Source organism: Thalassospira sp. NFXS8 (genome assembly GCF_040148805.1).
Classification (GTDB): Bacteria; Pseudomonadota; Alphaproteobacteria; order Rhodospirillales; family Thalassospiraceae; genus Thalassospira.
The window spans coordinates 749,892-766,571 of the sequence record NZ_JAGEMF010000001.1; the positions used below are offsets into that span (position 1 = coordinate 749,892).

Below are 16,680 nucleotides of genomic sequence, written 5' to 3' on the forward strand. Positions count from 1 at the left end.
GCCATGTTTTAAATAATACCAAATGTCGGTGCGCGATTTTGCTCAAATCTTGCTTATCTTGCCCATGGCATTCGAAAAGCACAAAGCCATAGCGCCCCTTATCGGCATGCTGCATTTACCGGCTTTTCGACAAAACTGCTGAAGTGCCTAAACTGTAAATACTAAAAAATACCGGAGTCCCGAAATCATCCTGAACCTAGGCTATCCCGCAAGCGTTTTGGCACAAGTAGTAGCCAGCTGTTACCCGCCTTGCGTACGGATCACTTATAATAAGGTTGAACATCACATGATGGGAGGAACATCAAAATGGCTGCAAAGAAAATATTGATGCTGGTTGGCGATTACGCCGAAGATTATGAAACCATGGTTCCGTTTCAAACGCTTTTGGCCGTGGGTCACAAAGTTGATGCCGTTTGCCCCGACAAGGTAGCAGGCGACAGTGTTCGCACCGCTATCCACGATTTCGAAGGTGACCAAACCTATAGCGAAAAACGCGGGCATAATTTTACCCTTAACGCCGACTTTGAAGGTGCAAGTGCCGCAGATTACGACGCACTGGTTATTCCGGGTGGACGCGCGCCCGAATATTTGCGCCTGAATCCCAAGGTTATTGCGCTGGTCAAGGATTTTCATAGCGCGAACAAACCCATCGCGGCTGTTTGCCATGGCGCACAAATTCTTGCCGCTGCCGATATTATCCGCGATCGCAAAATTTCGGCTTATCCCGCCTGCGCCCCCGAGGTTCAGCTCGCGGGTGGCACCTATATGGACATTGCCATTGATGGTGCACATACCGATGGCAACCTTGTAACGGCCCCGGCATGGCCTGCCCATCCGCAATGGATGGCACAATTCCTTGCCGTTCTGGGAACAAAAATCGACCTGTAACCTGCCCTGTAACAGGCAACTTTATGCCAAAACAGGGATCTGAAAATACGGATGGCCCGTCAATGTATGTGTTGTTAACATTAACGGGCCATTTTAACAAACTGCTGCCTCTAGCGCACACGCCTTCTCCTGAAAATACCGAAATCGACATTGGCACACCGGATTGCTAAACGGGTAATGCCCATATGAGCCGTTCGGCAAGAACAGGCATCAGTACGCGCACCAAACAATAAAGACTTCGATCAGGCCTACCCAGTAAAGTTATCTCAAATGCCCTTTAATACAGTGCCAACACGCTTCTTTTCCCGGCGCTGTGCCAGTTGCACATACATCTTGCCATTTGACCTGCCATCCCTCACGATTTGCCAACGAGCATTGCCGATAACATGCTGGCAATAACAGTCCCCTTGCCATGTCCATCTCCATGTTGGTTGCAAGGTAGGAAAGGAAGTTCCATGTGCAAAATATATTCGGGTACTGACCCTGCCCTTTATGAAACAGCAACACGATCTGTTCGGATTAACGGCGTGGTGACAAGTTTGCGCCTTGAATTGCGTTTTTGGCAGATTATCGATGAAATCGCCCAGAAAGACGGTTACAGCACTCCGCAATTTCTGGGGTTACTACATGATGAAGTTGTTGCCGAACGAGGAGACATTCCAAATTTTGCCTCGCTACTTCGCGTCGTTTGCACCGTTTATTTGCAAAATCAGCCCCCCTACCCTGCATCAACGGCCATCAAAACCGGCACAACAGCCCGAACGCCTGGCCACCACGTATCCGCAATACAGGCGTCGTTAAGCTAATTTACCAACATAACACCTAGCGGATTCGCATTTTATCAAGGGGCTCCCCTTATTATCTGGCAACGACGGACAGATAGTCTCACAAATATTTCCGGGGTATTCACACACAAAGTTGCCCGCCCCCATCTCGCAGGGTTACCGGGTTATATCTTTAAAGGGTGAGGTTCGGCCTGGTTAGACGGGTATGTAAGCGTATTTTGTCGTTTAACTTAACCACGAAGCAATATCGCGGCTGTTAAAGCCCGGCGCGGTATTTCGGGCATTCCGAAAAGCATCACGCCCGCGCGCACCATCCACCGACCGGCTGGCCTGCATGCCAACGGCAACACCAAAATCCATTTTGGCCGGTGCCAGCCACGATTTACCGGTTTTTTCGGCACTATCGCGCTTTGCTTCACGGGTTTTCGCGTCGTAGATCCAACGCAATTCCTGCTTCAAAGTTTGATATTCAGCCGTATCAGGGGCTGCATTCACCTCGGATACAATCTGGATTTTTACCATTTGCGGAAAACAATCCAGACGCTCAAGCAGCATAAACTTCACGCTGGGCCGCACCGCATCCGAGCGCATAAGCTTAATAACCAGACGCTTGTAAATCTCGATCCGCAAGTTGCCGCTGGTGGCAAGTTCGATAAATTCGTCAACAAAATCGCGGGCTTCACGCTTCCCATCTAGCAAGGCGCGCAAATTTTCTGTCATGGCACGGCGATAAAATTCGCGAATTTCAACAACATGGTTTGATGCGCGATTGCGCACCACATGCATCGATTCGGGGCTAAAGGCATTTTTGGTCAGAAGTTTAATACAGTCATGCACCAGTTCGTGCTTGGTTGCGTCGCCAACAACTTCAAAAATACCGGAAATCAGTTCCTTGCATTTGGCATGTGGCCCCATACGAGTCGCCGCCGCAAGGGCCATCGGGCTTTCGGGGTCTTTGGTGGCAATAACAGCCAATGCCAACGGGTCGTCATATTGCAAAAGCGCCAGATCATTGCTGAGAAGATGTTCAGGCATCAAAAGACGTTTTTTATCACCCGCCCCCGTAACCGTAAGCGGCTCACGCGTACGATAACTGTCCTTGATCGACAGGGCATATTTTAAACCATCATAAGAAATCCCGAGATCGAGCGACATTTACGCCTAATCTCCCTTGCGCACAAAGCGGCGCCGCAAGGATGGCGATTTCGAACCGGCGGCATCCCCGCCCGCCGGGCCAGCCGCCCCGTCGCCAGTTTTTCCTGCATTGGCGGCCACAGTTGCCGACACCCCTGATGATTCGGGCGCTGGCACCGGACGCAATTCGGTAAAGAAATCGATATACCAGTCCATATCGCCGCGCGGCATGCTATAGCGGCCCCCAGTTGCCGGGGTTTCAATGGCTTCTTCATCAATACCGGAACTGATTTGCAAGACCACGGCGGATTGTGCCGACATGCCGGCACGCCAGGCCATTGCCGTAATCGCCCGCGCACTGCCTGAATCAAGTATTTTGGCAATCACCGACCCGGGCAATTGTGCATAACGGGCAAGTTCCCGTACAACGGCTTCATCATCGTTACGGGACAATGCATCAAGCACATATTGCTCGACACTTGGCGCACGAACTGCCGCACTTTCGGCGGCATTTACGGCATCCAGGCTTAATTCGGCATTGGCAATATCTTCGCCAATTGGTGGGCGCGTATCGCGGGCAACGCGGCTGTCAAACCGGACTTTTTCAATCCGCTGTCGCACGGCCTGGCGCAGGGCACGGGCGACTTCCGCGCGCAAACGCCCTTCTTCCACCAATGTGTCAAACAGGGATGCGGCAATAAAATGCGCCATCCGCCGTTGCGCCTGGCGCGACAACCGGTCACGGCCAATCAGAATACGTTCTTCCGGACTTTCGTGTTTATCGACAGGGGCGCGTTCGAGATGCGGTGCCATATCAACCACGTTGCGCGGCACATCGTCCGTTGCGCGCAACCGGGAAAACAGGCCTGCCTTTGCATCGGTTCGGTCCTGCATCCGCCGGGCTTCGGCCATGTTGGCCCGCAAACGATCGCGGGCCCGGGCGGTGGTGGTAAATTCACCCCGTCCGCGCATCAGGTCGAGAAAATCCGAATCGTTTAAAAGTTCAACATATTCAATAATATGGACCTGGCCTATTGCCGCCAGGTCAAGGCGCATACGGGCAGCTGCCTGTCGCGTCAAATAGGGGGTATGGCCCAGTTCCTGTTCAATCAGGGCGATCACCTGCGGGCGATAACAATCGGCCAGCCGAACAATGGCATCCATAAATTCGTCAACCATTTCCAGGCGCTGCGACGGGCTTAGGTCCGACAGGTGGCGCCGCAAACGGCGTGCGACATCCATCCGGGCTTCGCTGTTGTCTTCGCCGTGGCGCGTCGGCAGGTAAACCGCGTCCTCGTCATCATCAAGTTCGTCTTCATCTGCGCCAATCCGGGCGGCAAAATTTAAAAACGATTCATCGGATGATGACGTCAGATCGCCGCTATCGGCCTTGCGCCGCGGAATATAACCCGCACGCGAATTATTTTCGCTACTGCTTGCAGATGTCGAGAATTCACCAGGGGCGACAGTGCGAACAATGTCGGCCAGTTCGCGCAATTTATCGCCAGAACGGTCCTTGTTATCCGCGTCCTTTGATTTTTGCCGATTGAACATCCAGGCCAGCATGTTCCGTTTATTTCCCCGTTTTATTCCGGGTTTCAGCAACAATCAGCCGATTCCCGGGTCTGTTCTGGCGTCTGGCGCACGCCGTTCTATCAAGCAGCACCATCCGAAACAACATCTCAACCCAAAACTTCTTTGTAAACCAACCACCTGTCGTCAATGTGTCCCCGCGCAGGGTTGGCTCCCACGGGTTTCACTATCGACAGAAATGTTCAAAAAAACCTTAACGCCCCACCGCGCAAAACCCAGAAACCTCATATGGTTAGCCAAATCACATCCTTAACGCGACCCGCAGCCAGCCAAAACGCACAAATCACCATTATCATCCGCGGAAATTACCTCTGCGTATGGTTTGGCCACGCTTTTCCTGGACCACACAGCAACACACAACCGGCAAAAACAAAGGGCCGCCCGAAGGCAGCCCCTTGAAAAACACCGGAATTGGCGCAGTTATGCCAAATCCGGACTATTTTTAAAATCAGCTACGGCCAGAAAGCCATGCGATTCGCAAAATATTGGTAGCCCCGGGCGTTCCAAACGGAACCCCTGCCGTAATCACCAGAGAATCACCGTTTTCGGCAAATTCTTCTCGTTTGGCAACGTCACAGGCAATCCCCACCATTTCACCAAAATTGGTGGCATCGCGGGTGAAAACCGGGTGGATCCCCCAGCACAGCGCCAAACGGCGCGCCGTTTGAATTTTCGGGGTCAGGCCCAAAATTGGCACTTCAGGCCGTTCGCGGGCTGCCCGATAGGCAGTTGAGCCCGACGTGGTATAGGTCACAACGGCCTTGGCACCAATGGTCCCGGCAACCTGGCGGGCTGCGGCACTGATGGCGTCCGGGGCGTTATGTTCCGGGTCGGGGCGGGAGGCTTCACGCAGACGGAAATAAAGCTCGTCACGCTCTACCCGCACCATAATTCGGTTCATGATGCCCACTGTTTCCAGCGGATATTTGCCAACCGCACTTTCGGCTGACAGCATAACCGCATCGGCACCGTCATAAATGGCTGTCGCCACGTCGGATGCTTCAGCCCGGGTTGGTGCCGGATTTGTCACCATCGAGTCGAGCATCTGGGTTGCCACAATCACCGGCTTGCCGGCTTCGCGACAGGCCTTAATGATGCGTTTTTGCAAAATCGGCACATCTTCAGGCGGGCATTCCACACCCAAATCACCGCGGGCCACCATGATGATGTCGGAAAGAGCGACAATTTCATCAAGATGTTCAATAGCCTGGGGTTTTTCCAGCTTCGAGACGATGGCAGCACGACCATTGATGATCTTACGCGCTTCGGCCACGTCTTCGGGACGCTGAACAAAGGAGAGGGCCACAAAATCAACGCCCATCTCCAGACCATAAACCAGATCGATGCGATCCTTTTCGGTCAGGGGGGACATGGGCAGCATGACATCAGGCAGGTTAACGCCCTTGCGATTCGACAGCGGACCACCGACTTCAACAGTGCAATCTGCCGAATTGGCATCGCATTTATCAACCCGCATCCGCAATTTGCCATCGTCAAGCAACAGGTTGGCACCCGGCTGAAGAGCAGCAAAAACTTCGGGATGAGGAAGCGACACACGGGTTTGATCACCCGGCGTTTTATCCATGTCGAACCGGAATGATGCACCGGCCTCGATTTCGATTTTTTCGTCGGCGAAGGTTCCCACCCGAATTTTCGGGCCTTGCAAATCCATCAGCACGCCAATCGGGCGACCAAGTTTGGCCTCTACTTCCCGAATTGTTTCAAACCGTGCCTGATGTTCGGCGTGCTCGCCATGAGAGAAATTCAAACGAAAGACATCGACGCCTGCCTGGACGATCTTTTCCAGAACATCCGGGCTAGAACTTGCTGGCCCCAGGGTTGCGATGATTTTCGCCTTACGTTGACGGCGCATCCGCTTTTACCTCGTTGTTTTTCGGTTTCCATTGAATTCTGGCGCGACAACCAGAATGACACAGGGCGCGCCAGAATATCCTGATTCTTGGTGTCTGGGGGTCTTCCCTTAATAGTGAATCACACCCGCTTTGAACAGTTACTTTTCTGCTAAGCCAAGGCCGAATGACATTTTTTTCGCTGGACACCCCCCTGTCGACACCTCTTTAAAAGACAAATCAGCCATAAAATGCCCCTATGAACGTTTCGGGGCCCAATCGGGGATTTTTTAAAATGAGCAAATGGGACCATCGTTTTCTGGCACTGGCCGCCCATATCGCAGACTGGTCAAAAGACCGCAGCACCCAGGTTGGTGCTGTTGTAATCGGTCCGAAAAAGGAAATTCGTGCTGTCGGGTATAACGGCTTCCCGCGCGGGGTAGATGATACAATAGAAAGCCGCCATCAACGGCCAACCAAATACGCCTATACCGAACACGCCGAGCGCAATGCCATTTATAACGCCAGCTATACCGGCACCTCGCTTGATGGCTGCGCGCTATATGTAACACATTTTCCATGCAGCGATTGCGCCCGCGCCATTATTCAGGCGGGCATTGCCGAGGTTTATGTTGACCAGCAAAAACTGACGCCGGATTTTCTTGAACGCTGGGAAAACGACATGAACATATCAACTGAAATGTTTGGCGAATCCGGTGTGCGCGTCCGCCTTATTGACAATGACGGTGCCACAACCGTTTTGACCACCGAGACCGACGACACCCCGGATGGAGAAAATACGGTGACGACCAACGATATTAAAAATCAGTAATACTTCGATAACATGGATGAAAAACGGTGCCTTTCTCCGCAAAAGTACCGGGTTTTTACCGATGGATATCATGGAGTTCTCCCTTGCCGCCCGCCCGACAAACCGGTAAGAAAACAGAACCGGTTTATATAATCTAACCTGTTAACCTGGCTGCCAATTTGCAGAAATGTTGCCATCGACAGTGACAATCTTCGTTCAGCCCAACGCGGAAACTAGGCTTGATGAGTGCAAAAATCGATTTTAGCAAAATCAGTTTTCTGGTTGTCGATGGCGACAAGATATCGGCACAGGTCGTGTTTGATACATTGTCCTATCTTGGGGCGACAGATGTGCAGCGCGTGGGAAAACCCGAAGAAGCCTTTCGCATTTTACGGACCCGTCAAATAGACGTCATCATCACTGAATGGCGGCTGCGCGGCATGGACGGGCTGGAATTTCTCGATTCCCTGCGTAATTCGACATCTTCCCCCAACAGGTTTGTGCCGGTTATCATGCTAACCGCGCATTCCGAACAGCAATATGTCACAACAGCCCGTGATCTGGGCATTACCGAATTTCTGGCGAAACCATTTAATGCCAAGGCATTATACAGCCGTCTTATATCGGTCATTACCCGCCCGCGACATTTCATCAATACCAGCACCTATTTCGGCCCCGACCGGCGCAGACGTCAAACGCCGTTTGATGGCCCCGACCGGCGCGAAAGCAGCACGAGAAACTAGAACAGCGCCCGTAAAACAGGTAAGGTTGGATGCCCGTTATGTGGCATTCATTTTAACTTGACGGGACGCACCGAATTTAAATGAATGAGCAAAAGCCGCCCAAAGTTCAAATCATCCCGCCCCGCACTGAATTAAAACAGCGCGCGGTTAATTTCACCAAAGGCTTTGACGTCGAACTTGCGCCGGAACAACTTGAAGAACTGGAAAAGGTTGTCCAGCGCAGCAGTGATTCTTTTGTGCGCAGCATTGGCCATGATCTTGCCGAAACACGCCAGCTTGTCATCGCAGCTATCGGGAATCCCGACCTTCGCGGCACAGCAATAGAAAAAAGCGCCGACCTTGCCTATTCAACTAAGGCACTGGGCGGCACATTTGATTACCCCCTGATGACCCAAATTGCCAAATCACTGGAAATTTTCCTGGCACACCGCACAACGGCTTCCCGCCGCCAGCTTATGGTAACCCAACTGCATATTGATGCCATCTATGTTATTCTGGCCAGCCGGGTTACCGGTTTTGGATCATCGATTGAACAGGCAACCACTGTTGCCCTTGCCAAACTGGCGTCTCGCTACGCCGAACCTCGTGAATAATCCAGATGGGTTAACAGCATGTGCCTTGCCCGCATTTTTATTGCTCGCCCTCAAACCTAAAACCGGCCAGCGCCCGGTTGCCACAAACGGCCACAGCTTATTTCCCCTGCTGGGCATGCAAATGATGCATGAAATCTATCAGTTCAAAATTCGCATCTTCGTTTGCACCGGTTTTATCCGCACCGGTTGAATCCGACAAAACACGCATATCCTGTTTATGGCCCCCTGCCCCCAGCTTGTTCAGGCACACCAGAATGCCATCAAGTTCGCCAGAGATCGCATCAAGCCGGGATGTCATCCAGTCGCGTGCCACCGGCGCATCACCACGCAACATGGCATTTTGTGCGCCCCACAACATCACCATGCTGCGCAGCAAACCGAGCAAATCGGAAACCTCTTTCTTTCCGCATCCATCGGTGCCATTGCCCTGCGATACTGCGTCCGGCTTTATATGGGTCAGCGCGCCGTTAATTTGCCGCAACAGTGGCGGTATGGGTCCATCATCAATCATGGCAGGGTCCATTCCTGCTTGGCCGTTTTCTGGCAAACATGTTTGCCTAGAAACGATAGTTTACTGAAAACGTTACAGTTTTATTGTTACCTTTTCGCGTCTGCGAAAACGTTGATCCGTATCAAGAAGACTTCTAAACAACGGAAAAAACGGCATGGCGGGCAAATGGTAATTCGTCGTGCGACGCAACATCAAAAAAGAGAATTCCCCCCGGCAAAAAACCCGTCTGGGTTACTCCGATAAAAAAAACGTCCAATCGTGGAAAAAAGGACTTGTCAGACCGGGCGACCCTTTATATAAACCGCGCCACACACCGAGCGGGTGTAGCTCAGTTGGTTAGAGCGCCGGCCTGTCACGCCGGAGGCCGCGGGTTCAAGTCCCGTCACTCGCGCCATTTTCCCTTAGGGGAAAAACAAAAGAACGCCTCGATTTATTCGTTGGCGTTTTTTGTTTTTTAAGGTGTTTCTCCAACACACCCAATGCGCACTGGCCGCACAATAACCACCTGTTTTGGCAATCCCCCACTGACCACAAAACACGCATCCGGGCACGCATCCATCTGCCCTTTCTCCACATCCACCATAATGTAAGACCCGTGATCAAAAAATATCCCGGTCAATGCGGGTGACGATTGGGCAAACCAGGCTTGATGCCCTGGCGCACCATCACATACCCGTTTCATCGAACAGGTAATCATCGCTTTGCGGTATCTCGTGTTACGCCAAATGTGGCAAACAGGCATCACAACACCCCATTTTGCGGTTTGCGCCATGGTTTTTCCAACAGGCCAACATAGCGCCACCAAGATAACGCCGGCGTTTTTTGGCAGAAAACCGGGGCTGCCAAGTGCCTGTTATTTTTTTATAAAAAAACGCTTGCCAGACCCGGCAGCCCTTTATATAAACCGCGCCACACACCGAGCGGGTGTAGCTCAGTTGGTTAGAGCGCCGGCCTGTCACGCCGGAGGCCGCGGGTTCAAGTCCCGTCACTCGCGCCACTCTTTTTAGAGTACAAATAGGTCGCTGATCTCTGGATCATGCGGCTTTTTTTGTATCGATTTCCAGCATCCCCCAGCTCAATGCATATTATAATGTATGCAAAAACACAGAATGATCGCAGGGAACGAACCAATATATTGGTTCTATTGCAGAATCCGGCGGCGCGCTAAAAATTTCCCTTACAAATATTCAACCGTGCGGCGTCTCTTTATTGCCTGAGAAAAATCAAACACCATCCTTCCCAGGCAAAATCCACAATCTTTAATCGTTTTTATCTGCGTAATTTCCCGTAATATAATTATTAACGGTATTTTACATGCTAAAAGACTGATTTGCCGCGCCGCAGCATTGATCAGCCCCCCAAAGTGTGCTGTCATCTCGCCGTTACAAAAATGAGGCGAACAATGGTATTACCATTTTAACGTTCGCACCTTCGACATCACCAGTACGGGAGGCGCAACATGCGCAAGCTAATCGCAGGGCTGATTCTGGGAACCGCTTTGGCTTCGGCCCCGATATCGGCCATGGCAGAAACCCCTAAAAACGCGCTGATCATGGCGTTTTCAATCGATGACATCATCACCCTTGATCCGGCAGAAATTTTTGAATTTTCCGGCGCTGAATATTCCGGCAACACCTATGATCGCCTGATCGGTTATGACATCGACGACGTGTCCAAAATTCACGGCGTTGTTGCCGAAAGCTGGGACATCTCCGACGACGGCATGACCTACACATTTAAAATTCGCGACGGCATCAAATTCGCATCCGGCGATGCCCTTACCGCCGAAGATGCCGCCTTTTCGCTGCGTCGTGTGATCAAACTGGACCTGTCACCCGCCTTTATTCTGGGACAGTTCGGTTTGACCAAAGAAAATGTCGACACACAAATTACCGCACCCGATGACCACACACTGGTCCTGAAGGTCGACAAGCCTTATGCACCGACCTTTGTTCTGTATTGCCTCACGGCAGGTGTTGGTTCGGTTATTGATAAAAAAGAAGTCATGGCCCATGAAAAAGACGGCGATATGGGGCATGAATGGCTGAAAACCAACTATGCCGGTTCCGGTCCGTTCGAACTTAACAAATGGACCCCGAATGAAAGCCTGTCGCTGGTTGCCAACGACAATTACTGGGATGGCGCGCCGGCAATGAAGCGCGTGATCATTCGAAATGTAACCGAAGCTGCGTCTCAGCAATTGTTGCTGCAAAAAGGCGATATCGATATTGCCCGCAACCTTGAAGCCGACCAGCTGGCAGCCCTTAAGGGTAATGACGACATCAACTTCCAGAAACGGGCCAAAGGCACGGTCTGGTATCTGGGTCTGTCGCAGAAAAACGAATATCTGTCGAACCCCAAAGTTCGTGAAGCCCTGAAATATCTGGTCGATTATAACGGCATCGCCGATACCATTCTGGCAGGTCGCGGCACCATTCATCAGGCATTTTTGCCCGATGGCTTCCTTGGCGCCTCGAACGACAATCCCTATAAACTTGATGTCGATAAAGCCAAGGAACTGCTAAAAGAAGCAGGTTACCCGGATGGCTTTAGCGTGACCATGGACACCCGCAACACCACCGCCATTACCGCTATGGCGCAGTCGTTGCAGGCAACCTGGGCCCAGGCTGGTATCAATCTTGAAATCATCCCGGGTGATGGTGGACAGACCCTGACCAAATACCGTGCCCGCCAGCACGACATTTATATTGGCCGTTGGGGTGCCGACTATCAGGACCCGAATACCAACGCATCGACCTTTGCCTGGAACCCGGATAATTCCGACGATGCCGCAGCAAAACCGCTGGCATGGCGTAACAGCTGGGATCCGAAAGAAATGACGGCCGAAACCGAAGCCGCCATTCTTGAACGCGACACCCAGAAACGTATCGATATGTACAAAGACCTTCAGAAAAAGGTCATGGAGCGCGGTCCGTTTGTGGTGATGTTCCAGGAAACCGAAATTGCCGGTGTCCGCAGCAATGTTCATAACTTCAAACTTGGCCCGTCGTTTGACGACAACAAATATCGTTTTGTGACCAAGGACTAAGGAACGGTTAGATGTCTTCCGTGACACCAACCAGACGAGGCGGGCGCAAACGCGCCCGTCTCCTTTCGGGGCCAGGCGGCAGCATTCTGCGCGTAGTAGCTTCCGTGATCATCACGTTTTTCGGGCTGTTGCTCGTTACCTTTCTTATCGGCCGCATATTGCCGATTGACCCGGTTATTGCCGCCGTGGGCGACCATGCCTCCGAGGCAATTTATAATCGTGTCCGCGAGGAAATGGGCTTGAACCTGCCCCTGTGGCAGCAGTTTTTTGTTTATGTAAATAATGTACTGCATGGCGATTTCGGCAAATCGATCCTGACATCTCAGCCGGTTTTGCACGATATTGCCCGGGTATTTCCCGCCACCCTTGAACTGGCAACCCTTGGCACCATCATTGGTGTGATACTGGGTGTTCCAACTGGCGTTCTTGCCGCCGTTCACAAGGGAAAATGGCCCGATCATCTGGTACGAATTTTTGGCCTTGTCGGCTATTCGATGCCGATCTTCTGGCTCGGCCTGATGGGCTTGCTGGTTTTTTACATGAAACTGGACTGGGTTGCCGGACCAGGACGTGTAGATGCCTTTTATGCCGATTTCATCGAACCCACCACGGGTCTGATGCTGGTCGATACCCTGCTTGATGGCGATATCGACCTGTTCTGGAATGCCGTCAGCCACATCATTTTACCTGCGTCGCTTCTGGCGTATTTTTCGCTGGCCTACATCGCACGCATGACCCGTTCTTTCATGCTTGAGCAATTAAGCCAGGAATATATTCTGGCCGCCCGGGTCAAAGGGATTTCGGAATTTCGCATTATCTGGCGTCATGCCCTGGGCAATGTGATGGTACCGCTGGTGACCGTTATCGCCCTTTCCTATGCCAACCTGCTTGAAGGGTCGGTTTTAACCGAGACCATTTTTGCCTGGCCGGGCCTTGGGCTTTACATCACCAATTCTTTGCTTAATGCCGATATGAATGCCGTTCTGGGTGGAACGGTTGTTGTGGGTGCTGTGTTTATCGGCGTCAATATGCTGTCCGATTTACTTTATCGCCTGCTTGATCCGCGCGCCCGAAGGTAAAAAACATGCAAACAGTGACCAATCAAAATTCCGGTGGCCTGCGGCAGTGGCTCACATCAAACACGCCCCAGTCGCGTTTTCAGGCCCGCTGTGGCCGCACATGGCTGGCATGGACCAAACTAACCGAAAACCGGCTGGCCATGATCGGGCTGGGCATCGTCGTCGCCCTGATCCTTATTACCATTCTGGCGCCGGTTATTTCGCCCTATAATCCAATTGCCGCCGATCTGACCAAACGTATTTTACCCCCCAGTGCCGCCCACTGGTTTGGCACCGACCAACTGGGCCGCGATATTTTATCGCGCCTGATTTACGGGGCGCAATATACCCTGATGGTGGTTGGCCTTGTTGCCATTACGGCCGCCCCGGTCGGCCTTCTGATCGGCACGATTGCAGGGTATTTTGGCGGCTGGGTTGATGCCATTTTAATGCGCATCACCGACATTTTTCTGGCCTTCCCAAAACTGATTTTGGCACTGGCTTTTGTTTCGGCCCTTGGGCCGGGTCTGGAAAATGCCGTCTTTGCCATTGCCCTTACCGCGTGGCCCCCCTACGCCCGCATTGCCCGGGCGGAAACCATTACGGTCCGTCGGTCGGACTATATCGATGCGGCCCGCCTGCAGGGTGTTTCCAGTCGTGGGCTTATTCTGGGCCACATCATGCCGATGTGCATCAGTTCGGTTGTTGTTCGTGTCACCCTTGATATGGCAGGCATGATTTTGATTGCCGCCGGTCTTGGCTTTCTGGGTCTGGGCGCACAGCCACCGATGCCGGAATGGGGTGCCATGGTTTCCGAAGGTCGGCAGTTCCTGTTGCAACAATGGTGGGTCTCAACCGTGCCGGGTCTGGCTATTTTTGTTGTCAGTCTGGGCTTTAACCTTTTGGGTGACGGTTTGCGCGATGTGCTTGATCCGCGTGGAGGAGACTGACCATGACCAGTGAAACCCTGTTATCTGTTAAAAATCTGGCGGTCAGCTTCACCACATCAAAGGGGCCGGTGAATGCTGTGCGCGGTGTCTCGTTTGATCTAGGCCGCGAAAGGCTGGGCATTGTGGGCGAGTCCGGTTCGGGCAAGTCGCAAACCGGGCGGGCCATTTTGGGCCTAACCGCAGCCAATGGCAGCATTACCGCCGATAAAATGCAATTTCATGACGTCGATTTGCGCCACCTTTCGCCCAAACAATGGCGCAAGGTGCGGGGTGCGCGCATTTCCATGATCATGCAGGATCCGAAATATTCGCTCAATCCGGTCATGACGATTGGCGACCAGATTATCGAGGCCTATCGCGAACACCACAAGGTCGGCACCAAAGAAGCCACCCACCGTGCGATTGAAATGCTGGAAGCGGTTAAAATTCGCGATCCGCAACGTGTGTTCAAATCCTATCCGCACGAGGTTTCCGGCGGCATGGGCCAGCGCGTGATGATTGCGATGATGCTGATCCCGGACCCTGAATTGCTGATCGCCGATGAACCAACATCTGCCCTTGATGTAACGGTGCAGCTTCAGGTCATGGCAATTCTGGACGATCTGGTCCGTGAACGTGGCATGGCACTGATTTTCATCAGCCATGATTTGCATCTGGTTTCAAGTTTCTGCGACCGGGTTCTGGTGATGTATCAGGGCCATGTGGTCGAGGAAATTCGCGCAAGCGAGCTGGATCAGGCCAAACATCCCTATACGCAGGGCCTGTTAAACTGCCTGCCGAAAATGGATGGCAACCACGACGACCTGCCGGTATTGCAACGTCAGGCAAGCTGGGCCGAGGGATAAGACCATGATTGAAATTGAAAATCTGAATGCGTGGTTTGGTGAAAACCATGTCCTTAAAGACGTTTCGCTAAAGGTTCCTGCCAACGGCTCGTTCGGGCTGGTCGGCGAATCGGGCTCGGGAAAATCCACTGTTTTGCGCACCATGACCGGCCTGGTAGAGGACTGGGAAGGAAACATCGTGGTCGGTGGCCACGAACTGGGCCACAAACGCAACAAGGATTTCTACCGTCAGGTCCAAATGGTGTTTCAGGACCCGTTCGGATCGCTTCATCCGCGTCACACCATCGACCGTATTTTAAGCGAACCCGTTGCCGTGCATAAGCTGGGAAATTCCGATGCACGTGTCATCAAGGCGCTTGAACAGGTCGGACTGGATAACTCGTTCCGGTTTCGCTATCCGCATCAGCTTTCCGGCGGGCAGCGCCAGCGTGTGTCAATTGCCCGTGCCCTTATCCTTGAACCACGGGTTTTGCTACTGGATGAACCGACATCGGCACTGGATGTGTCAATTCAGGCAGAGGTTCTTAATTTGCTGTCGGCATTGCGCCGCGACCTGGGGCTGACCTATATCATGGTCAGTCACGATCTTGCGGTTGTGGCCCATGTCTGCGACGATATTGCCATTATGAACCATGGCCGCATTGTTGAACGCGCCACTGCCAGCCAGCTTGCCCAGGGTTCGCTTGAACATCCCTATTCGCAACAGCTTTACAAAGCCGCCGGTGGATATGACCGTGCCGTTATTGACAGCTTTGTTGATTGGGACTGACCGGAGTTACCATGACAATCGCCACCAACACCGAATTTGCAACCCCCTTCGCCCCGGCCGATAGCGCATTACGCGACTATAAACGCCAGCACGTCCCCTCCTTTACCTGGGATGCGCATGCCTGCTTGCCGCTGGACCCGATCATTCCGATCGACCTGCTTGATACTTATCGGGCTGGACATATCGATTATGTCTGCATCAATGTCGGCATGGATATGAATTCGGTGGCGCATATCATGCGGGTGATCGCCGATTTCCGCGCCAAAATTGCGGCCCACCCCGACAAATATATGCAGATCGAAAGTTTTGATGATCTGACAAAGGCAAAAAAGGCCGGTCTTCTGGGCGTTGGCTTTGACCTTGAAGGGTCAATGATGCTGCAGGACATGCCCGAAATGGTGCCGGTATTTGCCAAGCTGGGCGTCAAGCAAATTCACTTTGCCTATAACCGCAACAATTCAGTCGCGGGTGGCTGCCATGATGATGATATTCCGCTCACCGCGCTCGGCCACGAGATGGTCAAAGCCGTGAATGCGGCGGGCATGATCATGGATTGTTCCCATACCGGACGGCAAAGCAGCCTTGATATTATGCGCACATCCACCAAGCCGGTGGTGTTTAGCCATGCCAACCCCAAAGAACTGGGCGGGCATGAACGCTGCATTGACGACGAACAGATCAAGGCCTGTGCTGATACCAATGGCGTGATTGGGGTCTGTGGTTTCCAGCGTTTCATGAAATCGGCCAATGCCCCCGAAGTTCCCGACATGCTGCGCCATATCAATTATCTGGTGGAACTGGTGGGCATTAACCATGTCGGCATTGGTTTGGACACCATGCCATCTGTCAAGGGGGCCAACGACTTCCCCGAAGGCGTTGACCGGGCCTATTACTGGCCGGCAGAGCGCGGTTATGGCCCCAATGCTGGCGGTGCTGCTGTGTTTGACCCACGCAAGCTCCCTGCCCTTGCCGACGCCCTGATCAACGAAGGCTATTTGCCCGATATGGTTGATAAAATCATGGGTGAAAATTTCGTCCGGGTGGCGAAGGAAAGCTGGTAAAGCGCCAGGCAACATATTGTTCCCGACCCGGGAAACCGGG

At 52.6% G+C, this 16,680-nt stretch carries 15 protein-coding genes and 2 tRNA genes; 13 read left to right on the top strand and 4 right to left on the bottom strand.

Annotated elements, in window-relative coordinates; translation table 11 throughout:
* Window positions 1-306 precede the first annotated feature (306 nt).
* Both J4E05_RS03395 and J4E05_RS03400 read left to right on the top strand, forming a co-directional pair.
* Complete coding sequence (locus tag J4E05_RS03395) at window positions 307-888, top strand: DJ-1/PfpI family protein (protein ID WP_085592675.1); 582 nt, start codon at window positions 307-309, stop codon at window positions 886-888.
* A gap of 455 nt (window positions 889-1,343) precedes the next feature.
* Window positions 1,344-1,694 (top strand): ribbon-helix-helix domain-containing protein, encoded by a 351-nt coding sequence (locus J4E05_RS03400; RefSeq protein ID WP_085592677.1) that lies wholly within the window; start codon window positions 1,344-1,346, stop codon window positions 1,692-1,694.
* 204 nt (window positions 1,695-1,898) lie between these two features.
* Here the strand turns inward: J4E05_RS03400 and J4E05_RS03405 are convergent, their stop codons facing one another.
* From J4E05_RS03405 to pyk, 3 genes are all read right to left on the bottom strand, one after another.
* Window positions 1,899-2,828 carry a hypothetical protein gene (locus tag J4E05_RS03405; RefSeq protein WP_349592408.1) on the bottom strand — a complete coding sequence of 310 codons (930 nt, stop codon included), beginning with the start codon at window positions 2,826-2,828 and terminating at the stop codon, window positions 1,899-1,901.
* 6 nt (window positions 2,829-2,834) lie between these two features.
* Window positions 2,835-4,373: an HlyD family secretion protein gene (locus tag J4E05_RS03410; RefSeq protein WP_349592410.1), complete on the bottom strand. Its 1,539-nt coding sequence runs from the start codon at window positions 4,371-4,373 to the stop codon at window positions 2,835-2,837.
* 475 nt (window positions 4,374-4,848) lie between these two features.
* Window positions 4,849-6,273 (bottom strand): pyruvate kinase, encoded by a 1,425-nt coding sequence (pyk, locus tag J4E05_RS03415; RefSeq protein ID WP_085592683.1) that lies wholly within the window; start codon window positions 6,271-6,273, stop codon window positions 4,849-4,851.
* A gap of 272 nt (window positions 6,274-6,545) precedes the next feature.
* Here pyk and J4E05_RS03420 point away from each other — a divergent pair, with 272 nt between their 5' ends.
* From J4E05_RS03420 to J4E05_RS03430, 3 genes are all read left to right on the top strand, one after another.
* Complete coding sequence (locus tag J4E05_RS03420; protein WP_349592412.1) at window positions 6,546-7,082, top strand: deoxycytidylate deaminase; 537 nt, start codon at window positions 6,546-6,548, stop codon at window positions 7,080-7,082.
* A 221-nt stretch (window positions 7,083-7,303) separates the two neighbouring features.
* The gene (locus J4E05_RS03425; protein WP_085592685.1) at window positions 7,304-7,804 is read left to right on the top strand and encodes a response regulator; all 501 of its coding nucleotides are present in this window, start codon (window positions 7,304-7,306) and stop codon (window positions 7,802-7,804) included.
* Window positions 7,805-7,884: 80 nt separating this feature from the next.
* A complete protein-coding gene (locus tag J4E05_RS03430) occupies window positions 7,885-8,397 on the top strand; it encodes a transcriptional regulator (RefSeq protein ID WP_085592687.1) in 513 nt (170 codons plus the stop codon).
* Window positions 8,398-8,494: 97 nt separating this feature from the next.
* Here J4E05_RS03430 and J4E05_RS03435 read toward each other — a convergent pair whose 3' ends face one another.
* Window positions 8,495-8,908 carry a hypothetical protein gene (locus tag J4E05_RS03435; protein WP_349592415.1) on the bottom strand — a complete coding sequence of 138 codons (414 nt, stop codon included), beginning with the start codon at window positions 8,906-8,908 and terminating at the stop codon, window positions 8,495-8,497.
* A 317-nt stretch (window positions 8,909-9,225) separates the two neighbouring features.
* Here J4E05_RS03435 and J4E05_RS03440 point away from each other — a divergent pair.
* The 8 genes from J4E05_RS03440 to J4E05_RS03475 all read left to right on the top strand — a co-directional run bounded on the left by J4E05_RS03440 (window position 9,226) and on the right by J4E05_RS03475 (window position 16,640).
* Window positions 9,226-9,302, top strand: a tRNA-Asp gene (locus J4E05_RS03440).
* A gap of 526 nt (window positions 9,303-9,828) precedes the next feature.
* Window positions 9,829-9,905: transfer RNA gene (locus tag J4E05_RS03445), tRNA-Asp, on the top strand.
* A 462-nt stretch (window positions 9,906-10,367) separates the two neighbouring features.
* Window positions 10,368-11,957, top strand: a complete 1,590-nt coding sequence (locus J4E05_RS03450) for an ABC transporter substrate-binding protein (RefSeq protein WP_349592417.1) — start codon at window positions 10,368-10,370, stop codon at window positions 11,955-11,957.
* Between the two features lie 11 nt (window positions 11,958-11,968).
* A complete protein-coding gene (locus J4E05_RS03455) occupies window positions 11,969-13,036 on the top strand; it encodes an ABC transporter permease (protein WP_085592692.1) in 1,068 nt (355 codons plus the stop codon).
* Between the two features lie 5 nt (window positions 13,037-13,041).
* A complete protein-coding gene (gene nikC, locus J4E05_RS03460) occupies window positions 13,042-13,965 on the top strand; it encodes a nickel transporter permease (protein ID WP_349592420.1) in 924 nt (307 codons plus the stop codon).
* A 2-nt stretch (window positions 13,966-13,967) separates the two neighbouring features.
* Window positions 13,968-14,810 carry an ABC transporter ATP-binding protein gene (locus tag J4E05_RS03465; protein ID WP_085592696.1) on the top strand — a complete coding sequence of 281 codons (843 nt, stop codon included), beginning with the start codon at window positions 13,968-13,970 and terminating at the stop codon, window positions 14,808-14,810.
* Between the two features lie 4 nt (window positions 14,811-14,814).
* A complete protein-coding gene (locus J4E05_RS03470) occupies window positions 14,815-15,579 on the top strand; it encodes an ABC transporter ATP-binding protein (RefSeq protein WP_349592422.1) in 765 nt (254 codons plus the stop codon).
* Window positions 15,580-15,590: 11 nt separating this feature from the next.
* A complete protein-coding gene (locus tag J4E05_RS03475; RefSeq protein ID WP_349592424.1) occupies window positions 15,591-16,640 on the top strand; it encodes a dipeptidase in 1,050 nt (349 codons plus the stop codon).
* Window positions 16,641-16,680 lie beyond the last annotated feature (40 nt).